18 protein-coding genes and 1 riboswitch are annotated in these 20,056 nt (G+C 69.3%); of the genes, 11 read left to right on the top strand and 7 right to left on the bottom strand.

The window, feature by feature from the left end; genetic code table 11:
* Positions 1-8: 8 nt before the first annotated feature.
* The 9 genes from rpsB to ABZ348_RS27725 all read left to right on the top strand — a co-directional run bounded on the left by rpsB (position 9) and on the right by ABZ348_RS27725 (position 10,345).
* Entirely contained in the window at positions 9-941 is a 933-nt protein-coding gene (gene rpsB / locus ABZ348_RS27765) for a 30S ribosomal protein S2 (protein ID WP_358937576.1), read from the top strand.
* Positions 942-1,086: 145 nt separating this feature from the next.
* The gene (tsf, locus tag ABZ348_RS27760; protein ID WP_358937574.1) at positions 1,087-1,932 is read left to right on the top strand and encodes a translation elongation factor Ts; all 846 of its coding nucleotides are present in this window, start codon (positions 1,087-1,089) and stop codon (positions 1,930-1,932) included.
* A gap of 192 nt (positions 1,933-2,124) precedes the next feature.
* Positions 2,125-2,919: a UMP kinase gene (gene pyrH / locus ABZ348_RS27755; RefSeq protein ID WP_358937572.1), complete on the top strand. Its 795-nt coding sequence runs from the start codon at positions 2,125-2,127 to the stop codon at positions 2,917-2,919.
* 151 nt (positions 2,920-3,070) lie between these two features.
* Entirely contained in the window at positions 3,071-3,628 is a 558-nt protein-coding gene (gene frr, locus ABZ348_RS27750) for a ribosome recycling factor (RefSeq protein WP_358937570.1), read from the top strand.
* A complete protein-coding gene (locus tag ABZ348_RS27745) occupies positions 3,628-4,785 on the top strand; it encodes a phosphatidate cytidylyltransferase (protein WP_358937568.1) in 1,158 nt (385 codons plus the stop codon). Before frr ends, ABZ348_RS27745 begins: the two co-directional genes overlap by 1 nt.
* A gap of 338 nt (positions 4,786-5,123) precedes the next feature.
* On the top strand, positions 5,124-6,233 hold the full coding sequence (rlmN, locus tag ABZ348_RS27740; protein WP_358937566.1) for a 23S rRNA (adenine(2503)-C(2))-methyltransferase RlmN: 1,110 nt from the start codon (positions 5,124-5,126) through the stop codon (positions 6,231-6,233).
* Between the two features lie 107 nt (positions 6,234-6,340).
* Positions 6,341-6,450: riboswitch (TPP riboswitch) on the top strand.
* 93 nt (positions 6,451-6,543) lie between these two features.
* Positions 6,544-7,641, top strand: a complete 1,098-nt coding sequence (locus ABZ348_RS27735; RefSeq protein ID WP_358937564.1) for a thiamine ABC transporter substrate-binding protein — start codon at positions 6,544-6,546, stop codon at positions 7,639-7,641.
* A complete protein-coding gene (locus ABZ348_RS27730) occupies positions 7,617-9,311 on the top strand; it encodes an iron ABC transporter permease (RefSeq protein WP_358937563.1) in 1,695 nt (564 codons plus the stop codon). The genes ABZ348_RS27735 and ABZ348_RS27730 overlap by 25 nt, the downstream gene beginning before the upstream one ends.
* A complete protein-coding gene (locus tag ABZ348_RS27725) occupies positions 9,311-10,345 on the top strand; it encodes an ABC transporter ATP-binding protein (protein ID WP_358937561.1) in 1,035 nt (344 codons plus the stop codon). The genes ABZ348_RS27730 and ABZ348_RS27725 overlap by 1 nt, the downstream gene beginning before the upstream one ends.
* Positions 10,346-10,397: 52 nt before the next feature.
* Here the strand turns inward: ABZ348_RS27725 and ABZ348_RS27720 are convergent, their stop codons facing one another.
* The 5 genes from ABZ348_RS27720 to ABZ348_RS27700 form a co-directional block, all read right to left on the bottom strand.
* Positions 10,398-10,892, bottom strand: a complete 495-nt coding sequence (locus ABZ348_RS27720; RefSeq protein WP_358937559.1) for a nuclear transport factor 2 family protein — start codon at positions 10,890-10,892, stop codon at positions 10,398-10,400.
* Positions 10,893-11,169: 277 nt separating this feature from the next.
* Positions 11,170-12,321 carry a hypothetical protein gene (locus ABZ348_RS27715; protein WP_358937557.1) on the bottom strand — a complete coding sequence of 384 codons (1,152 nt, stop codon included), beginning with the start codon at positions 12,319-12,321 and terminating at the stop codon, positions 11,170-11,172.
* The gene (locus tag ABZ348_RS27710; protein ID WP_358937555.1) at positions 12,303-13,031 is read right to left on the bottom strand and encodes an ATP-binding cassette domain-containing protein; all 729 of its coding nucleotides are present in this window, start codon (positions 13,029-13,031) and stop codon (positions 12,303-12,305) included. Before ABZ348_RS27710 ends, ABZ348_RS27715 begins: the two co-directional genes overlap by 19 nt.
* Before the next feature lie 194 nt (positions 13,032-13,225).
* Positions 13,226-14,614, bottom strand: coding sequence for an aspartate aminotransferase family protein (locus ABZ348_RS27705; protein ID WP_358937553.1), 1,389 nt, complete (start codon positions 14,612-14,614; stop codon positions 13,226-13,228).
* Positions 14,599-15,090 (bottom strand): Lrp/AsnC family transcriptional regulator, encoded by a 492-nt coding sequence (locus ABZ348_RS27700; RefSeq protein WP_358937551.1) that lies wholly within the window; start codon positions 15,088-15,090, stop codon positions 14,599-14,601. The genes ABZ348_RS27705 and ABZ348_RS27700 overlap by 16 nt, the downstream gene beginning before the upstream one ends.
* A 182-nt stretch (positions 15,091-15,272) precedes the next feature.
* Here ABZ348_RS27700 and ABZ348_RS27695 point away from each other — a divergent pair, with 182 nt between their 5' ends.
* Positions 15,273-16,712 (top strand): gamma-aminobutyraldehyde dehydrogenase, encoded by a 1,440-nt coding sequence (locus ABZ348_RS27695; protein WP_358937549.1) that lies wholly within the window; start codon positions 15,273-15,275, stop codon positions 16,710-16,712.
* Between the two features lie 259 nt (positions 16,713-16,971).
* Entirely contained in the window at positions 16,972-18,144 is a 1,173-nt protein-coding gene (locus tag ABZ348_RS27690; protein WP_358937547.1) for a spermidine/putrescine ABC transporter substrate-binding protein, read from the top strand.
* Positions 18,145-18,169: 25 nt separating this feature from the next.
* On the opposite strand, the gene ABZ348_RS27685 is transcribed toward ABZ348_RS27690, so the two are convergent.
* The gene (locus tag ABZ348_RS27685; protein WP_358937546.1) at positions 18,170-18,895 is read right to left on the bottom strand and encodes a glycerophosphodiester phosphodiesterase; all 726 of its coding nucleotides are present in this window, start codon (positions 18,893-18,895) and stop codon (positions 18,170-18,172) included.
* Positions 18,896-19,018: 123 nt separating this feature from the next.
* Entirely contained in the window at positions 19,019-20,044 is a 1,026-nt protein-coding gene (locus ABZ348_RS27680) for an adenosine deaminase (protein WP_358937544.1), read from the bottom strand.
* Between the last annotated feature and the right edge of the window lie 12 nt (positions 20,045-20,056).

The following is a 20,056-nucleotide window of genomic DNA, read 5'->3' as shown; positions in this document are numbered from 1 at the left end:
ATACGGCCATGGCCGTCGTCACGATGCGGGAGCTGCTGGAAAGCGGCGTCCACTTCGGTCACCAGACCCGTCGCTGGAACCCGAAGATGAAGCGCTTCATCTTCACCGAGCGCAACGGCATCTACATCATCGACCTGCTCCAGTCGCTGTCGTACATCGACCGCGCCTACGAGTTCGTCAAGGAGACCGTCGCCCACGGCGGCTCCATCATGTTCGTCGGCACCAAGAAGCAGGCCCAGGAGGCGATCGCCGAGCAGGCGACCCGCGTGGGCATGCCGTACGTCAACCAGCGTTGGCTCGGTGGCATGCTGACCAACTTCTCCACCGTCTACAAGCGGCTCCAGCGCCTCAAGGAGCTTGAGCAGATCGACTTCGACGATGTGGCCGCCTCCGGCCTCACCAAGAAGGAGCTGCTGGTCCTCTCCCGCGAGAAGGCCAAGCTGGAGAAGACCCTCGGCGGCATCCGCGAGATGCAGAAGGTGCCCAGCGCCGTCTGGATCGTCGACACCAAGAAGGAGCACATCGCCGTCGGTGAGGCGCGCAAGCTCCACATCCCGGTCGTCGCGATCCTCGACACCAACTGCGACCCCGACGAGGTCGACTACAAGATCCCGGGCAACGACGACGCGATCCGCTCCGTCACCCTGCTCACCCGCGTGATCGCCGACGCCGTCGCCGAGGGTCTCATCGCCCGTTCCGGCGTCGCGACCGGTGACTCCAAGCCGGGCGACAAGGCCGTCGGCGAGCCCCTCGCCGAGTGGGAGCGCGACCTGCTCGAGGGCGACAAGAAGTCCGACGACGCCGAGAAGCCGGCCGAGGCCGCTGCTGAGGCCCCCGCCGCCGACGAGGCCCCGGCCGCAGAGGCCGAGGCTGCCCCGGCAGCCGAGGCTGAGGCTCCGGTCGCCGAGGCTCCGGCCGCGGACGCCGAGCAGCAGGCCTGATCGCCGAACAGCTTCGGTAGGTGAGACGGCGGGGGACGGTGCCAGGTGCACCGGCCCCCGCCGTACACCCGTAGATCTTCGACTGATCGTCGTGAGATCTTCGGCAGATCTTCGACTTTTGACTTTCGAGAAGAGACTCAAGGACATGGCGAACTACACCGCCGCTGACATCAAGAAGCTCCGTGAGCTGACCGGCGCCGGCATGATGGACTGCAAGAAGGCGCTGGACGAGGCCGAGGGCAGTGTCGACAAGGCCGTCGAGCTGCTCCGCGTCAAGGGGCAGAAGGGCGTTGCCAAGCGCGAGAGCCGCAGCGCCGAGAACGGCGCGGTCGTCTCCCTCATCTCCGAGGACCAGACCTCCGGCGTGCTGCTTGAGCTGAAGTGCGAGACGGACTTCGTTGCCAAGGGTGACAAGTTCCAGACGGTCGCCAACACGCTCGCCGCGCACGTCGCCGCGACCTCCCCGGCGGACCTCGACGCCCTGCTCGCCTCCGAGATCGAGGCCGGCAAGACCGTTCAGGCGTACGTCGACGAGGCCAACGCCAACCTCGGCGAGAAGATCGTCCTCGACCGTTTCGCGCAGTTCACCGGCGCGTTCGTGGGCGTCTACATGCACCGCACCATGCCCGACCTCCCGCCGCAGGTCGGCGTGCTGGTCGAGCTGGACAAGGCCGGTGACGAGGCCGCCGTCGTCGCCAAGGACGTCGCGCAGCACATCGCCGCCTTCTCGCCCAAGTACCTCAGCCGTGACGAGGTCCCGGCCGACGTCGTCGAGAACGAGCGTCGCGTCGCCGAGGCCACCTCGCGTGAGGAGGGCAAGCCCGAGGCCGCCCTTCCCAAGATCGTCGAGGGTCGGGTCAACGGCTTCTTCAAGGAGGTCACCCTCCTTGAGCAGCCGTTCGCCAAGGACAACAAGAAGTCCGTCCAGAAGATCCTGGACGAGGCCGGTGTCACGCTGAAGCGCTTCGCCCGCATTCGCGTCGGCGCCTGAGCAGACGGCGAGTACGCGATCGGTCCGGGAGCCCGCTAGGGTTTCTCACGCAGTCATCGGCCGCGATAGTCAGGCGGCAGTGCTGCGCCGAGGCGCCGGACGACCGCAGATCTGACGAGGAGGCCATTGCCGACAGGGACACCAGCACCCAGGCGGCAATGGCCTTCTTCGTATGTGCACGAGGAGATCTCCATGAACAAGGGCGCGGACGCCAACCAGGCTGCCGGCGACAACAGCGATCACGACGGGAATCACGAAGTGAACAAGGCCGGACGCTTCATGCTGAAGCTCTCCGGTGAAGCGTTCTCGGGCGGCGGAGGGCTCGGTGTCGATCCCGATGTCGTCCACGCCATCGCCCGTGAGATCGCCGCCGTCGTCCGTGACGGTGCCCAGATCGCCATCGTGATCGGTGGCGGCAACTTCTTCCGTGGCGCCGAACTCCAGGTGCGCGGGATGGACCGGGCCCGTTCCGACTACATGGGCATGCTCGGCACCGTGATGAACTGCCTCGCCCTCCAGGACTTCCTGGAGAAGGAGGGCATCGACTCGCGGGTCCAGACCGCGATCACCATGGGCCAGGTCGCGGAGCCCTACATCCCGCTGCGGGCCGTGCGCCACCTAGAGAAGGGCCGCGTCGTGATTTTCGGCGCCGGTATGGGAATGCCGTACTTCTCCACGGACACCACCGCGGCGCAGCGTGCTCTGGAGATCGACGCCGAAGCCCTGCTGATGGGGAAGAACGGGGTTGACGGGGTCTATGACTCCGACCCCAAGGCCAACCCCGACGCGGTGAAGTTCGACGCGCTGGAGTACGGCGAGGTGATCACCCGGGACCTCAAGGTCGCCGACGCCACCGCCATCACGCTCTGCCGCGACAACTCCCTCCCCATCCTGGTCTTCGAACTGCTCACCGAGGGCAATATCGCGCGGGCCGTCCGGGGTGAGAAGATCGGCACGCTGGTGAGCGATCAGGGCACCCGAACCTGACCCGCGGGTGTCCGGGGACGACCGGCCGAGGCCGTCCGGGGATAGACAAAGCCCTGCCGGTCGGACACCGTGCAGGGGATAGACGCCAGACAGGTTCCGCCCGCCCGAAATTCCGTACGCCGGGCCCACTCAAGACACGCAGGAGCACGTGGTGATCGAAGAGACCCTCCTCGAAGCCGAGGAGAAGATGGAGAAGGCCGTCGTGGTCGCCAAGGAGGACTTCGCGGCGATCCGTACCGGCCGTGCGCACCCGGCGATGTTCAACAAGATCGTGGCCGACTACTACGGTGCACTGACCCCGATCAACCAGCTGGCCTCGTTCTCGGTGCCGGAGCCGCGCATGGCGGTGGTGACCCCGTTCGACAAGAGCGCGCTGCGCAACATCGAGCAGGCGATCCGCGACTCCGACCTCGGGGTCAACCCGAGCAACGACGGCAACATCATCCGTGTGGTGTTCCCGGAGCTGACCGAAGAGCGCCGTCGTGACTACATCAAGGTCGCGAAGAGCAAGGCCGAGGACTCGAAGATCTCGATCCGCTCCGTGCGCCGCAAGGCCAAGGAAGCCATCGACAAGCTCGTCAAGGACGGCGAGGTCGGCGAGGACGAGGGGCGCCGCGGGGAGAAGGAGCTCGACGACACCACCGCCAAGTACGTGGCCCAGGTGGACGAGCTGCTGAAGCACAAGGAAGCCGAGCTGCTCGAAGTCTGATGAACGACTCTTCCTGGGGGGCCCCGGCGGGGGCCAGTTACGTCGGGCAGTGGCCGCCGTCCGACCAGGGCCTTGCCCCGGCGGGTCCTGCATACGATGAGCGTGACGCACAGCAGACTCGGCCCATGCCCATCGTGCCGGACTTTCCCGATGCAGGTAGAGACGCCGAAGACCCCGACGATCACGCATCCCGCGATGAGCGCGACCGGAGGGCCGCTCGGCTGAGTGGCCCTCTGTTCCGCGAGGAGAAGCCGCAGGAGCCCATGCCCACTCCGCAGCCCGAGTCGGCGCCCGAGGGACCGCGCGCACAGCGGGCGGGTCGTCAGGCCGCCAGGGAGAAGAAGCGGGCCGGCCGTGACCTGCGGGCGGCCATAGGGGTCGGGGTTGCGCTCGGTGCCGTGATCGTGGCGTCGCTCTTCGTCGTCAAGGCCGTGTTCGTCGGGGTCGTCGTCGTCGCCGTGGTGGTCGGGCTGTGGGAGCTGACCACGCGCCTGGACGAGCGCAAGCAGATCAAGGCGCCGCTGGTGCCGCTTGCGATCGGTGGCGCTGCGATGGTCGTCGCCGGCTATGTGCGCGGGGCGGAGGGCGCCTGGGTCGCCATGGCGCTCACGGCGCTCGCCGTCCTCGTCTGGCGGATGACCGAGCCGCCCGACGGCTACCTCAAGGACGTGACCGCGGGGGTCTTCGCCGCCTTCTACGTCCCCTTCCTCGCGACCTTCGTCGCGCTGATGCTCACCGCCGACGACGGCGCCAAGCGGGTCCTGACCTTCCTGGTGCTCACCATCGTCAGCGACACCGGTGCGTACGCCGTGGGCTGGCGGTTCGGCAAGAACAAGCTGGCGCCGCGCATCAGTCCCGGCAAGACCCGCGAGGGCCTGCTGGGCGCGGTCGGCTTCGCGATGGTCGCCGGTGCGCTGTGCATGCAGTTCCTGGTCGACGGCGGTGCCTGGTGGCAGGGGCTGCTGCTGGGGCTCGCGGTCGCGGTCAGCGCCACCCTCGGTGACCTCGGCGAGTCGATGATCAAGAGGGACCTCGGCATCAAGGACATGGGCACGCTCCTGCCGGGGCACGGCGGGATCATGGACCGGCTCGATTCGCTGTTGCCGACGGCTCCGGTGGTGTGGTTGCTCCTGGTCCTCTTCGTCGGCTCGGGCTGAGCCCAGGCGCTCCAGGGGTACCGCCCAGGCCACGGGACGGGTCGTACGGCAGCGCCGACGGCTTCGACTCGTGGCCGCTGTGTTCCTGGGGCGCGGCACTCGTGGCCGTGCCACGCGGAGTGAGCGGAGTGACGGGGAGGGGCGATCCGGCGACGGCGGAGCGGTCGGCTGCGTACCCGTTACCCTGGAAGGGCGTGCCGCTCAAGCAGCGGCGCGCCCTTTCGGCCCCGCAGCCCCGGGGCGGCCCGTTGCGGCCCCTGGGCGGGTCGCACCACACCGTTGTCGGCTCCGCCCCCGCGGAGGCTGCCCGGTCTCGTCTCACTGAGGAGTTACCGCTCATGGCCCCCGCCCCGGGAGAGCTCACTTTCGTTGCACCTCGCGGAGCCAAGAAGCCCCCGCGGCACCTCGCCGACCTCTCGCCCGCCGAGCGGAAGGAAGCCGTCGCGGCCATCGGTGAGAAGCCGTTCCGTGCCAAGCAGCTCTCGCAGCACTACTTCGCCCGGTACGCGCACGACCCGGCCCAGTGGACCGACATCCCCGCCGCCGCGCGGGAGAAGCTCGCCTCCGAACTGCTGCCCGATCTGATGTCCGTCGTGCGCCACATCTCCTGTGACGAGGACACCACCCGCAAGACCCTGTGGCGGCTGCACGACGGGACGCTGGTGGAGTCGGTGCTGATGCGCTACCCGGACCGGGTGACCATGTGCATCTCCTCACAGGCCGGCTGTGGCATGAACTGTCCGTTCTGCGCGACAGGACAGGCCGGCCTCGATCGCAATCTGTCCACGGCCGAGATCGTCCACCAGATCGTGGACGGAATGCGCGCCCTGCGGGACGGGGAGGTCCCCGGCGGTCCGGCGCGGCTGTCCAACATCGTGTTCATGGGGATGGGCGAGCCGCTCGCCAACTACAAGCGGGTCGTCGGCGCGATCCGTCGGCTCACGGATCCGGAGCCGGACGGGCTCGGCATCTCCCAGCGCGGGATCACCGTGTCGACCGTCGGTCTGGTGCCGGCGATGCTGCGCTTCGCCGACGAGGGCTTCAAGTGCCGTCTCGCCGTCTCGCTGCACGCGCCCGACGACGAACTGCGCGACACCCTCGTTCCCGTCAACACCCGCTGGAAGGTCCGTGAGGTCCTCGACGCCGCTTGGGAGTACGCGGAGAAGTCCGGCCGTCGGGTCTCCATCGAGTACGCGCTGATCCGGGACATCAACGACCAGGCGTGGCGCGGTGACCTCCTCGGCCGGTTGCTGAAGAACAAGCGGGTCCACGTCAATCTGATCCCGCTGAACCCGACCCCGGGCTCCAAGTGGACCGCTTCGCGGCCCGAGGACGAGCGGGCCTTCGTCAACGCGATCGCCGCGCACGGGGTGCCCGTGACCGTCCGGGACACCCGGGGGCAGGAGATCGACGGCGCGTGCGGTCAGCTGGCGGCAGCCGAGCGCTGAGTGCCTTGTGGGGGTTCAGGGGTTTTGTCGGCCCCGGGGCCTCTGCCGTCGAGGACCCCTGCCGTCGAGGGGTGTGGACCTTGTAAGGTGTGCCTCGTACATCTGCATATATCCGACAGGGGAGCGCCACAGCGCTGAGAGTGCGGTTTGAGAAGACCGCAGACCCTCTGAACCTCGCCCAGGTCATTCTGGGTAGGGAGTTCGGACACCACTCAAGCTGTTGCGCCCTGCCCGAATTCCTCGTGCGCCTCGTGCGCGGGGAGCGGGTGGGGCCGCGTCTCTTCCTGGCCACCCCCAGGAGGAATTCTCAGTGAACACCATCAAGAAGGCCACGGTCACCGCGCTGGCCGCGGCGCTGGGCGTCACCGCGCTCGCCGCCTGCGGCACCGACGGGGACACCGAGGACGCCGGGTCCTCGGGCAAGCCGTCCAAGACGGTCACCCTGGTCACCCACGATTCGTTCGCCGTGTCCGACGCCGTACTGGCCGACTTCACCAAGCAGTCCGGATACAAGGTGAAGATCCTCAAGAGCGGGGACGCCGGTACCGCGCTCAACAAGGAGATCCTCACCAAGGGCTCCCCGCAGGGCGACGTCTTCTTCGGCGTCGACAACACCCTGCTCTCCCGCGCCCTAGACAAGGGGCTGTTCACCGGATACCGGGCCAAGGGCCTGGACCAGGTGAGCGCCGAAGTCCAACTGGACAAGGGCGAGCACCGCGTCACCCCGGTCGACACCGGGGACATCTGCGTCAACTACGACAAGAAGTACTTCGCCGACAAGAAGCTGGCGCCCCCGGTCACCTTCGACGACCTGGTCAAGCCCGAGTACAAGAACCTGCTCGTCGTCGAGAACGCGGCCACCTCGTCGCCCGGCCTCGGCTTCCTCCTCGGCACGGTCGCCCAGTACGGCGAAGACCAGTGGACCGGGTACTGGAAGAAGCTCAAGGCCAATGGCGTCAAGGTCGTCGACGGCTGGGACCAGGCGTACAACGAAGAGTTCTCCGGCTCGGCCGGTGGCAAGAAGGCGAAGGCCGATCGTCCGCTCGTCGTCTCCTACGCCTCAAGCCCGCCGGTGGAGGTCCTCTACTCCAAGCCCCAGCCCACGACGGCCCCTACCGGTGTCGCCACCGGCACCTGCTTCCGTCAGATCGAGTTCGCCGGGCTGCTGAACGGCGCCAAGAACGAGGCGGGCGGCAAGGCGCTGCTGGACTTCATGGTCTCCAAGACGTTCCAGGAGGACATGCCGCTGAACATGTTCGTCAATCCGGTCCTCAAGGGCGCCAAGCTCCCCGAGCTGTTCACCACCTTCGGCGAGGTCATCGACGCTCCGAAGACCGTCGCACCCGACACCATCGCCAAGAACCGGGAGCAGTGGATCCAGACGTGGTCCTCGCTCGTCGTGAAGTAGCACGGACCGGCCGTCGGACCGAGCTGCGGGCCACCGCCGCGCGGCTCGGTCTGATGGCCCTGCCCGTCACCTTCTTCGCCGTCTTCTTCGCCTACCCGGTCGCCGCCATCGTCGGCCGGGGGCTCAGGGACGGCGGAGCGTGGCAGTTCGCCCGGATCGGCGAGGTCATCGGCCGTGACGACCTCCAGCGGGTGCTCTGGTTCACCACCTGGCAGGCGCTCGCCTCCACCGCGCTCACCCTGCTCGTCGCGCTGCCCGGGGCCTATGTGTTCGCCCGGCTGGAATTCCCCGGCAAACGGCTGCTGCGAGCGGCGGTGACCGTGCCGTTCGTGCTGCCCACGGTCGTCGTCGGCACCGCCTTCCTCGCCCTGGTGGGCCGCGGCGGACCGCTGGACGAACTGTGGGGCGTTCGGCTGGACGCCACCGTCTGGGCCATCCTGCTCGCCCACGTCTTCTTCAACTACGCCGTCGTCGTCAGGACCGTCGGCGGGCTCTGGTCCCAGCTCGACCCCCGGCAGGAGGAGGCCGCGCGGGTGCTGGGAGCCGGGCGCATCGCGGCCTGGCGGCAGGTGACCCTGCCCGCACTGACGCCCGCCCTGGCCGCAGCGGCCCTGATGGTCTTCCTCTTCACCTTCACCTCCTTCGGCGTCGTACAGATCCTCGGCGGACCCTCCTACGCCACGCTGGAAGTGGAGATCTACCGGCAGACCGCGCAGCTGCTGGACCTGAGAACGGCGGCGGTGCTCACGATGGTGCAGTTCGTCGCGGTCGGTGCCGTCCTCGCCGTGCACGCCCGGACCCTGCGCCGCCGAGAGAGCACCTTGCGGCTGGTGGATCCGGCACGCACCGCCAGGCCGCCGCGCGGCAGGGGCCAGTGGACCCTGCTCGGCGTGGTGCTCACCACCGTCGCCCTCTTGCTCATCGCCCCGCTCGCGGTGCTGGTGGAACGCTCCCTCGATACCCCGGGCGGCTATGGATTCGACTACTACCGGGCGTTGGGCGACCTCGACGACAGCGGGTCCGCCTTCCTCGTTCCGCCGATCGAAGCGGTCTGGAACTCGCTCCAGTACGCGCTGGCCGCGACCGGCATCGCCGTACTCATCGGCGGACTCGCGGCTGCCGCGCTCACCAGACGGGCGGGTCGGCTGGTCCGGGGCTTCGACGCACTGCTGATGCTGCCGCTCGGTGTCTCCGCGGTGACCGTCGGCTTCGGCTTCCTGATCACCCTGGACGAGCCGCCCCTGGACCTCAGAGCTTCCTGGATCCTGGTGCCGCTGGCCCAGGCCCTGGTCGGAGTCCCCTTCGTGGTACGGATCATGCTGCCGGTCCTCCGGGCCGTCGACGGGCGGCTGCGCGAGGCGGCGGCGGTGCTCGGTGCCTCTCCGCTCCGGGTGTGGCGCGAGGTCGACTTCCCCATGGTGCGGCGGGCGGTGCTGATCGCTGCCGGCTTCGCGTTCGCCGTCTCCCTGGGCGAGTTCGGAGCCACCGTGTTCATCGCCCGGCCCGACCACCCCACCCTGCCCGTCGCGGTGGCACGGCTGATCGGACGGCCAGGAGAGCTGAACTACGGCCAGGCCATGGCGCTGAGCACGATCCTGATGGCCGTGTGCGCGACCGCGCTGCTACTGCTGGAGCGGACCCGGGTCCGCAACACCTCCGGAGAATTCTGATGGCCCCGACCGATCCGCTGCTCCGCCTCGATGACGTGACCGTCCGCTTCGGCTCGCGCGCCGTGCTCGACGCGGTACGTCTGGACGTCGTCGCGCACGAGATCGTCTGTGTCCTCGGTCCCAGCGGCAGCGGGAAGTCGACGCTGTTGCGTGTGGTCGCCGGACTCCAGCACGCCGATGCCGGGCGGGTGCTCCTTTCGGGAGCCGACCAGGGTGGCGTCCCGGTGCACCGACGCGGTGTCGGGCTGATGTTCCAGGACCACCAGCTCTTTCCGCAACGGGACGTCGGCGGCAACCTGGCCTTCGGGCTGCGGATGCACGGCGCCACGAAGGCCGAACAACAGCGACGGGTCACCGAGTTGCTGGAGCTGGTGGGACTGCCCGGCGCCCAGCGGCGGGCGATCTCCTCCCTCTCCGGTGGTGAGCAGCAGCGGGTCGCCCTGGCCAGGGCGCTCGCCCCCGAGCCGCGGCTGTTGATGCTGGACGAGCCTCTCGGGCAGTTGGACCGGGGATTGCGGGAGCGGCTCGTCATCGAACTGCGGGAGCTGTTCGGGCGGTTGGGCACCACCGTCCTCGCCGTCACCCACGACCAGGGCGAGGCGTTCGCGCTCGCCGACCGGGTGGTGGTCATGCACGAAGGGCGCATCGCCCAGACGGGTGCGCCGCTGGAGGTCTGGCAGCGCCCGGCCGATGAGTTCGTCGCCCGGTTCCTCGGCTTCGACAATGTCGTCCCGGCCACCGTCAGCGGCACGGTCGCCCGTACGTCGTGGGGGAAGGTCCCCGTTCCTGACGGCTCGGCACAGGGCGAGCAGCGGCTGTTGGTGCGACCTGCGGGGGTGCGCATCGGGGCGCCCGAGGACGGTGTGCGCTGTCGTGTGGAGGGTCGGACGTTCCGCGGCAGCCGGGTGGCGGTACGGCTGCGTCCCGAGGGAGGCCCCCCGTTGGAGGCGGAGGTGGCGCTGCGGGACGTTCCCGACGAGGGCGCGGAGGTGGGGGTCACCTTCGCGGTGGACGAGGTGGTGGTCCTGGGGTGAGGTGCCGTTAGGCGGGGCGGTTCCGCTGGTGTCGGACGGCTTTGAGCGGCCGTCAGTTCGCGTTCGGTGCGTGGCGTCGTGTGTCCGGTGACGGGGTGCAGGCTTCCGCGATGGCGAGGGCGTCCTCCACCACGCGGTAGCCGGTGATCAGTCCGCCGCGGACCGTCAGCCCCAGCGTGAACGGTGAGCGGAACGACTTCCCCGTCGCCCGGACCGTGCCGGCGAGCCGTCCGCTGAGCAGGGCCCGGTCAGCGGTGACGGTGATGGCGTCGATGGAGGTGCCCGCGGGGTCGGGCTGCTGGCCATCGGCCAACTCCCGGAAGTGGTCCGCGACATCGGCCCGGGTGCGTCGCGGTCGGATCCAGGGCACCGCCGGGTTCTCGGCGATCACCCAGTCGACCTCCGGAGCGAACAGTTCCGCGATCCGGTCCGGCGATCCTTCCTGGAGGCGGGTCAAGAGTGCGGACACGACGGCCCGGGTCTCCTCCTCGCCATCGGGGAGCCGGGCGGGCGCGGGTGCGGTAGGGGCAGCGGGTGCGGTGGTCATGGCGGGGTCCTTCCACGGGATACGGGATACGGGATACGGGGGGCATCAGCTACGGCAGCGAGGGGCTACGGCAGGAATCCTGCTGCGGTCACGGTGAAACGTCGATGACGTCGGAGGTAATGCCGGCCCGGACGAGGGACCCGAGGGCCCCTGTGGCCCGGGCACAGGACCGCCCGCACCGCTCCGGTCGTACGCCCGCGATGCGAGGCTCCGAGCCGAGGAGCCCGGGCCGGTCCTCATTGGAGATGCGGACATCAGCCGCCCGGCCCGGCACCTGTCAGCCCGTCAGCGGGGCCGCCGCCAGCGTTGCCACCGCCCAGGTCAGAGGGGCGAACACCACCAGCAGCGCCGTCACCCGCAGCAGGGCGGCCAGCCGCAGGGAGCCCGCAGGAGCCCCCAGCACCCGCAACTCGCCCATGGCCTGCGTCCGGGTGCGGCGGACGTCGACCGCGGCGATGAGCAGCGTCGCCGACGTACAGGCGATCACCAGTGCGGCGCCGAGCCCGGTCAGGGGGCCGAAGGGCCGTGGCCCCTCACCCGCGAGCGTCCAGGCCGCGATCACCGCCGACGCCACCGCGCACACCACCCCCAGAGGCCGCCCGATCCGATGCGACTCCGCCATCAGGATCCGTCCCGCGAGCAGTCGTACCGCGCCTGGCCGCAGGATTTGCAGCAGCCGTCCGCTGAAGTGGGTCAGGGCCGGCCCGGAGACCGCAAGTCCCACCGCGGTCAGCGCCCAGCCGATGAGGACGCCCACCGGGTTGCTGTCGAGTTCCCCGGGCAGTTGGACCGACGCGCCGCCGTCCGTGTGGGCGGCGTATGTACCGATCGCGAGCCCCACCGCGGTCAGCGCACAGCCCCAGGGCAGTCCACCCGGCACGGCGGGCGGTGCCGGGAGCTCATCGGGTGCCGGTTCGTCCTCGCGGGGGCGCAGGGTGAGCGCCGCCGCGGCCGTGGCGGTCAGCGGGGCGAGCGTCAGGAGGGTCAGTGTGGCCGCGAACGGCAGCGGTTGATCGGCGGCGAGCAGTTCGGCTGCGGCGCCGTCGAAGGGCAGACCGGTGAGGTCGCCCCGCAGGTGGAGGAAGAACAGGAGGGCGACCGCACTACCGAGGGTGGCCGCGACCGCGGTGGACGCGGCGGCGAGCAGAGCCATCCGGCCGGGACCCAGACCGATGGCGGACAGTCCGGTGCGCGGTCGGGTGCCGGGGTCGGTGCGGGCCACGGCCGTCGCGAACTGGACGGTGGCGGCGAGCGGGATCACGCACCAGGACAGGCGCAGCAGGGAGGCCGCGGAGTTCCCGGGGTGTGCCAGCGCATGGGTCAGCGCGCACAGCAGCAGGAAGCCGACCCCAGCGGACGCCGCGGCCACCAGCAGTCGCCGCAGGAGTACCAGGGGGTGGGAGCCGCGGGCTAGACGGAGAGCGAGCACTCGGCCCGGCCTTCCGGTGCGATGTCGGTCAGCGAGGTCACGCGGCGGCCGTCCAGCAGGAGCGCGGTCCGGTCGGCGAGTGCCGCCACCTCGGGGTCGTGGGTGGCGAGCACCACCGTGATCCGGTGGGAGCGGGCGGCTGCGAGCACTGTGCGCAGGAGATGGGCGTGGTCCGTGCGGTGCAGGGACGCGGTGGGTTCGTCGGCGAAGAGGACGCCCGGGGTGGCGGCAAGCGCGCGTGCGGCCGTGGCGCGTTGCCGTTGCGCCTGGTTGAGGGCGTGCGGGCGGTGTCGGCTCAGCTGCCCGATGTCGAGGCGTTCCAGCCACTCCAGCGCGGTCGCCTTGGCGCTGCGCCGTGGGGTGCCGCGCAGCAGCAGGGGCAGGGCGGCGTTCTCCCAGACGGTCAGCTCCGGGACGAGACCGGGTTCGGGGCCGACCCAGGCGAAGCGGTCGCGGCGCAGCCGTTCCCGTTGGAGCGGGGGCAGGGTGTGGACGGGGGACCCGTCGAACCAGACCTCGCCCTCGTCGGCGAGGGTCTGCCCCGACAGACAGCGCAGCAGTGTGGTCTTTCCGCTGCCGCGGGGACCGCACACGGCGAGGACCTCTCCCTTGCGCACCCCGAGTGAGACACCGGTGAGCGCGGGCGATCCGTTGTGGGAGTGGTGGAGGGCGCGTGCCCAGATCACGTCGTTGTCCGGCGGGGCCACCATGGCGTACACCTCGGTTCTGATCAGATTTGTCGTCCCTCGTACGGCGGAACGAAGCCAAGGCCGATCGGTCACTCGCACGCTAGGCAGCCGGATGCGGGCAGGTGGGAAGCACACGGCCCGGGTGCGCGCCATCCACTCGGATGGGCGTACCCGGGCCGTGTTGCTGGGCCGAGATCAGACCGTGGCGGTCGTGATCAGAGCTTGGTCCACGCCTCGGTGAGGACGGTCCGCAGCACCTGCTCGATCTCGTCGAACGTCGTCTGGTCCGCGATCAGCGGCGGCGCGAGCTGGATGACCGGGTCGCCGCGGTCGTCGGCCCGGCAGTACAGACCGTTGTCGTACAGCGCCTTCGAGAGGAAGCCGTACAGGACGCGCTCGGTCTCCTCGTCGGTGAAGGTCTCCTTGGTGGCCTTGTCCTTCACCAGTTCGATGCCGTAGAAGAAGCCGTTTCCACGGACGTCGCCGACGATCGGCAGGTCGTAGAGCTTCTCCAGCGTGGCCTTGAAGTTGCCCTCGTTGTCGAGGACGTGCTGGTTGAGGCCCTCGCGCTCGAAGATGTCGAGGTTGGCGATGCCGACGGCCGCGGAGACCGGGTGGCCGCCGAAGGTGTAGCCGTGCAGGAAGGTGTTGTCGCCCTTGTAGAACGGCTCGGCGATCTTGTCCGAGACGATGCAGGCGCCGATCGGGGAGTAGCCCGAGGTCATGCCCTTGGCGCAGGTGATCATGTCCGGCACATAGCCGAACTTGTCACAGGCGAAGGTGGTGCCGAGCCGGCCGAAGGCACAGATGACCTCGTCGGATACGAGCAGCACGTCGTACTGGTCGCAGATCTCGCGCACCCGCTGGAAGTATCCGGGCGGGGGCGGGAAGCAGCCGCCCGCGTTCTGCACGGGCTCCAGGAACACCGCGGCCACGGTCTCGGGGCCCTCGAAGAGGATCTCCTGCTCGATCTGGTCGGCGGCCCAGCGGCCGAAGGCCTCGGGGTCGTCGCCGTGGATCGGGGCGCGGTAGATGTTGGTGTTGGGAACCTTGTGCGCGCCGGGGACCAGCGGCTCGAAGGGGGCCTTCAGCGCGGGCAGACCGGTGATGGACAGGGCGCCCTGCGGGGTGCCGTGGTAGGCGACCGCACGCGAGATGACCTTGTACTTGGTGTGGTGACCGCGCAGCTTCCAGTACTGCTTGGCGAGCTTCCAGGCGGTCTCGACGGCCTCGCCGCCACCGGTGGTGAAGAAGACCTTGTTCAGGTCGCCGGGGGCCTCGTGGGCGAGGCGCTCGGCCAGCTCGACGGCCTTCGGGTGGGCGTAGGACCACACCGGGAAGAACGCCAGCTCCTGGGCCTGCTTGTACGCGGTCTCGGCCAGCTCTATGCGGCCGTGCCCGGCGTTGACGACGAAGAGGCCGGCGAGCCCGTCGATGTAGCGCTTGCCCTGGTCGTCGTAGATGTAGGTGCCCTCACCGCGGACGATGGTGGGGACGGGGTTGTTCTCGTACGACGACATGCGGGTGAAGTGCATCCACAGGTGGTCGTAGGCGGACTTGGAGAGGTCGCTGCGTTCCTGGCTCACGGCTATCGGGTTCCCCACATGTAGGTCTGCTTCTTGAGCTTGAGGTAGACGAAGCTCTCGGTGGACCGCACACCGGGGAGTGCACGAATCCGCTTGTTGATCACTTCGAGCAGGTGGTCGTCGTCCTCGCAGACGACCTCCACCATGAGGTCGAAGGAGCCCGCGGTCATCACCACGTACTCGCATTCGTCCATGCCGGTCAGCGCTTCCGCCACCGGATCGAGGTCGCCCTCGACCTGGATGCCGACCATCGCCTGGCGACGGAAGCCCACGGTGAGCGGGTCCGTCACGGCGACGATCTGCATCACGCCCTGATCGAGCAGTTTCTGGACGCGCTGTCGCACGGCCGCTTCGGAAAGGCCCACGGCCTTGCCGATCGCGGCGTACGGTCGACGCCCGTCCTCTTGGAGCTGCTCGATGATCGCGAGGGAGACGGCGTCGATCGTCGGGGACGATCCGCTGCCGTTCCTGGAGTCTGCGCTTCGACTGGCCACCAGCTCACCATGCACCGGGACCCGTCGCTCTCGCAAGCCCCGACCGATGAAATTCGTTGATATGTGCTGCCGATCTCACCGATTCCGTAGATTGGGAGCGTTGGGGCTATGGAAAACGTTACTGGTGCGTCTAGGCTGAGCTTGACTCACCCATCGGAGATCTGACAGGAGGGGTGGCAACAGTGACCACCGAGCTGCGACGTCTGCGCAACTACATCAACGGGGAGTTCCGGGACGCTGCCGACGGCCGGACGATTGATGTCATCAACCCCGCCACCGGTGACGTCTACGCCGCGTCCCCGCTCTCCGGGCAGGCTGACGTCGATTCCGCCATGGACGCCGCCGAGGCCGCCTTCCCCGCCTGGCGCGACGCGACCCCGGCCGAGCGGCAGCGCGTCCTGCTCAAGATCGCGGACGCGGTCGAGGAGCGGGCCGAGGACCTGATCGCGGCCGAGTCCGAGAACACGGGCAAGCCGCTGGAGCTCGTCCGCACCGAAGAGATCCCGCCGATGGTGGATCAGATCCGCTTCTTCGCCGGCGCGGCACGGATGCTCGAAGGCCGCTCCGCCGGTGAGTACATGGAGGGCTTCACCTCCATCGTCCGCCGCGAGCCGGTCGGCGTCTGTGCGCAGGTCGCCCCCTGGAACTACCCGATGATGATGGCCGTGTGGAAGTTCGCCCCGGCGCTCGCCGCGGGCAACACCGTCGTCCTCAAGCCGTCGGACACCACCCCCGCGTCCACCGTGCTCCTCGCCGAGATCATCGGCGCCATCGTCCCCAAGGGCGTCTTCAACGTCATCTGCGGCGACCGCGACACCGGCCGTGCGATGGTCGAGCACCCCACCCCGGCGATGGCCTCCATCACCGGTTCGGTACGCGCGGGCATGCAGGTGGCCGAGGCCGCGGCCAAGGACGTCAAGCGCGTCCACCTGGAGCTGGGCGGCAAGGCCCCCGTCGTGGTCTTCGAGGACACCGACATCGCCAAGGCCGTCGAGGACATCGCGGTCGCCGGCTACTTCAACGCGGGCCAGGACTGTACGGCCGCGACCCGCGTGCTCGTCCACGAGTCCATCCACGACGAGTTCGTGGCCGCCCTCGCCAAGACGGCCTCCGAGACCAAGACCGGCGCGCCCGACGAGGAGGACGTGCTCTACGGCCCCCTCAACAACGCCAACCAGCTCGCCCAGGTCTCCGGGTTCATCGACCGGCTGCCGGCCCACGCCAAGGTCGAGGCGGGCGGACAGCGCGTCGGAGACAAGGGGTACTTCTACGCCCCCACCGTCGTCTCCGGCCTCAAGCAGGACGACGAGATCATCCAGAACGAGGTCTTCGGGCCCGTCATCACCGTCCAGTCCTTCACCGACGAGGCCCAGGCGCTCACCTGGGCCAACGACGTCGAGTACGCGCTGGCGTCCTCCGTGTGGACCAAGGACCACGCGCGTGCCATGCGGATGTCGAAGGCGCTCGACTTCGGCTGCGTCTGGATCAACACCCACATCCCGCTCGTGGCCGAGATGCCCCACGGCGGTTACAAGAAGTCGGGCTACGGCAAGGACCTGTCCGCCTACGGCTTCGAGGACTACACGCGGATCAAGCACGTGATGACGTCCCTCGACGGCTGATCGCACGCATCGCACAATCTGACGGCAGTGGCTCACGGCTGAGCTGCCCGGACGCCCGGCGTCCGGGCAGGGGCCGTCCGTTTCTCGTGCCCCGCCCGGACCGCTCCGGCGCGGGGCACGGTCGTATCCCCTGTCCGGAGGCGGTACGAATGATCGACAAGGTGTCCGGCCCCGGCGCCAAGGGTCGACGGACCGTCCATTGCCCACCCGAGGTCGGGCCGGACATCCTGCGCAGGTGTCAGCGCTACGGATGAATCCCATGTCACGGCGGTCCCTGCTGCGCGCCTTCGGCGCGGGTGCCGCTCTCGCCGGCGGTGCTGCCCTCACCGGATGCGGGGTGCCCGCCGCCTACGTACAGCCCGGTGAGCGCGCCGGTCGGGATCGATCCGCGCAGGACCGTCGGGTCCACTTCGCCAACTGGCCGCTGTACATCGACACCGACGAGAAGAACGAGTCCCGTCGGCCCACGTTGGACTCCTTCACCGAGCGCACCGGGATCTCGGTCCGCTACACCGAGGAGATCAACGACAACGACGAGTTCTTCGGCAAGGTCAGTCCGGCGCTGATGAACCACCAGGAGACCGGCCGGGACCTCGTCGTCATCAGTGACTGGATGGCCGCCCGCTTCGTACGCCTCGGCTGGGTCCAGGAGATGGACCGGGCGAAGCAGCCGAACGTCACCCGGTACCTGGACCCCCAACTGCGCTCGCCCGCCTTCGACAAGGGCCGGCTGCACAGCGTGCCCTGGCAGTCCGGGATCACCGGCATCGCCTACAACCGCAAGAAGCTCGGTCGGGAACTGCGGAGCACGGGCGACCTGTGGGCGGATGACCTTCGCGGGCGGGTCACCCTGCTCTCCGGGCTCGACGAGTCCTTCGCCCTCCTGATGCAGGGGGAGGGCGTGGACGTCACCCGATGGACCGAGGACGACTTCCACACCATGTGCGACCGGGTGGAACGCATGGTCAAGCGCCGTCACATCCGCCGTTTCACCGGGAACGACTACATCAAGGACCTCGACAGCGGGGACGTGCTCGCGTGCCAGGCGTACTCGGGGGACGTGATCCAACTCCAGGCGGACAATCCCGATATCGCCTTCGTCGTGCCCGAGGAGGGCGGCGAACTCTGGGCCGAGAGCCTGATGATCCCCAACCTCGCCCGGCACAAGAGCAACGCCGAGGTGCTCATCGACCACTACTACCAGCCCGAGGTCGCCGCCGAGCTCGCGAGTTGGGTCAACTACGTCTGCCCGGTGCCCGCCGCACGCGAGGTCCTTGCGTCGTCCAAGGACGAGGAGACCGCGGCCCTCGCCGAAGACCCGCTGATCTTCCCCGACGACGAGATGCGCGGCAGACTCGCCATCGCCCGGGACATCACCTCCGCCGAGCGCGTCCGGCTGGCCCAGCGCTGGAACACCATCGCCGGACTGTAGGAGGCCCCGCTCCAAGAGGCCCGCATCAAGGCGTCGTGCGCCGTGGGTAGTTCGGCGTTGCCCCGCCGTCCGCGGCCGTCACCATCGAACGCAGGGTGCCGATGCGATTGCTGGTGATGGAGTCGACCCCGGCGGCGAGCAGTCTGCGCATCGTGCGCCGGGTGTCGGCGGTCCAGGCCGACACCAACAGCCCGTCCGCGTGGACGCGGTCCACCAGCCCCCGGCTGATCAGGCCGAAGCGGTAGTTGAGCGTACGGGGGCGCACGGCGTCCAGCAGGACCGGACGGGGAGGCGCCAGCGAAGTCCAGGTCAGGGCGATCTCGGCGGACGGGTCGGCCGTGCGCACCGCGAGCATGGTGGTCGGGCCGGCACAGTAGTACGCGCGGTCCGCGGCTCCGACTTCGGCGACCGCGCCCACCACCGCCCGTACCGAATCCGGTGTGGCGCCCGGCAGATCGATCATCACGCGACGGTCAGCGAGTGCGTGCAGGGCTTCGTCCAAGGTGGGCACTCCCCGCCCGGTCAGCCGGGCCACCTCGTCGTACGTGAGGTCCGCGAGCGGGCGGTCGTGGTTCCACAGGCGCTTCAACGAGGCGTCGTGCAGCAGGACGGGCACGCCGTCCCGGGTGACGCGCACATCGATCTCCACCGCGTCGGCTCCCCTGGCCACGGCGGAGCGGAGCGAGGGGAGGGTGTTCTCACGGGCGCGGTAGGGATCGCCGCGGTGACCGACGGCGGTGACGGTAGGCATGGGCCCATTGTCACCGCACGCCCCCTACGCGTCGGAGCGGACGTCCACGGCTTGGACCCCGCGCAGCCCCGCGGTCGTACGGACCTGTCCCGCCCGTGGGTGCGGCCCCGGCGGCGGCTGCGCTCAGGGTGCCAGCCAGGCCGTGGTGTAGGCGTCGATCTCGTCGCTGATCCTGGACTTCCCGGCAGGGTCGAGGAAGGACGCCTCCACGGCGTTCTTCGCGAGTCCCGCCACGCCGCGCTCATCGAGGTCGAGGAGTCGGGCCGCGACCGCGTACTCGGTGTTGAGGTCGGTGCCGAACATCGGCGGGTCGTCGCTGTTGACCGTCACCAACACTCCGGCCTCCACCATCTGCCTGATGGGGTGCTGTTCGAGGTCGAGAACGGCACGCGTCGCGATGTTCGAGGTGGGGCACACCTCCAGCGGAATGCGGTGCTCGGCGAGATGGGCGATCAGTGCGGGGTCCTGGACGGCGCTGGTGCCGTGCCCGATGCGCTCCGCCCCCAGATGACGGATCGCGTCCCAGATCGTCTGCGGACCCGTCGTCTCCCCGGCGTGGGGGACCGACCGCAGACCGGCTGCGATCGCCCGGTCGAAGTGCGAGGTGAACTGGGCCCGTGACACGCCGATCTCCGGCCCGCCCAGCCCGAAGGAGACCAACCCCTCCGGACGCAGGTCCACGGCGAGCCGGGTCGTTTCGTCGGCCGCCTCCAGCCCCGCTTCTCCAGGAATGTCGAAGCACCACCGCAGCACCACGCCCAACTCCCGCTCGGCGGCGATGCGGGCGTCCTCGATCGCGTCCATGAACGCCCGCTCGTCGATGCCGCGACGGGTCGAACTGAAGGGGGTGATCGTCAGCTCGGCGTAGCGGATGTTCTGCCGTGCCATGTCCCGGGCCACCTCGAAGGTGAGCAGCCGGACGTCCTCGGGCGTACGGATCAGATCGACCACCGACAGATAGACGTCGATGAAGTGCGCGAAGTCCGTGAAGGTGAAGTAGTCGGCGAGCGCCTCCGGATCGGTCGGCACCTGGGAGTCCGGGTGCTGCGCGGCGAGCTCGGCGACGATCCTGGGGGACGCCGATCCGACGTGGTGCACGTGCAGCTCCGCCTTGGGCATCCCCGCGATGAAGGTGTGCAGATCGGTCATCGAGGGTCCTCC

It is taken from the genome of Streptomyces sp. NPDC005963 (assembly GCF_040638655.1).
Classification (GTDB): domain Bacteria; phylum Actinomycetota; class Actinomycetes; order Streptomycetales; family Streptomycetaceae; genus Streptomyces.
The sequence above is the reverse complement of the archived record's forward strand: the minus strand, read 5'-3'. Positions and strand labels throughout refer to the sequence as shown.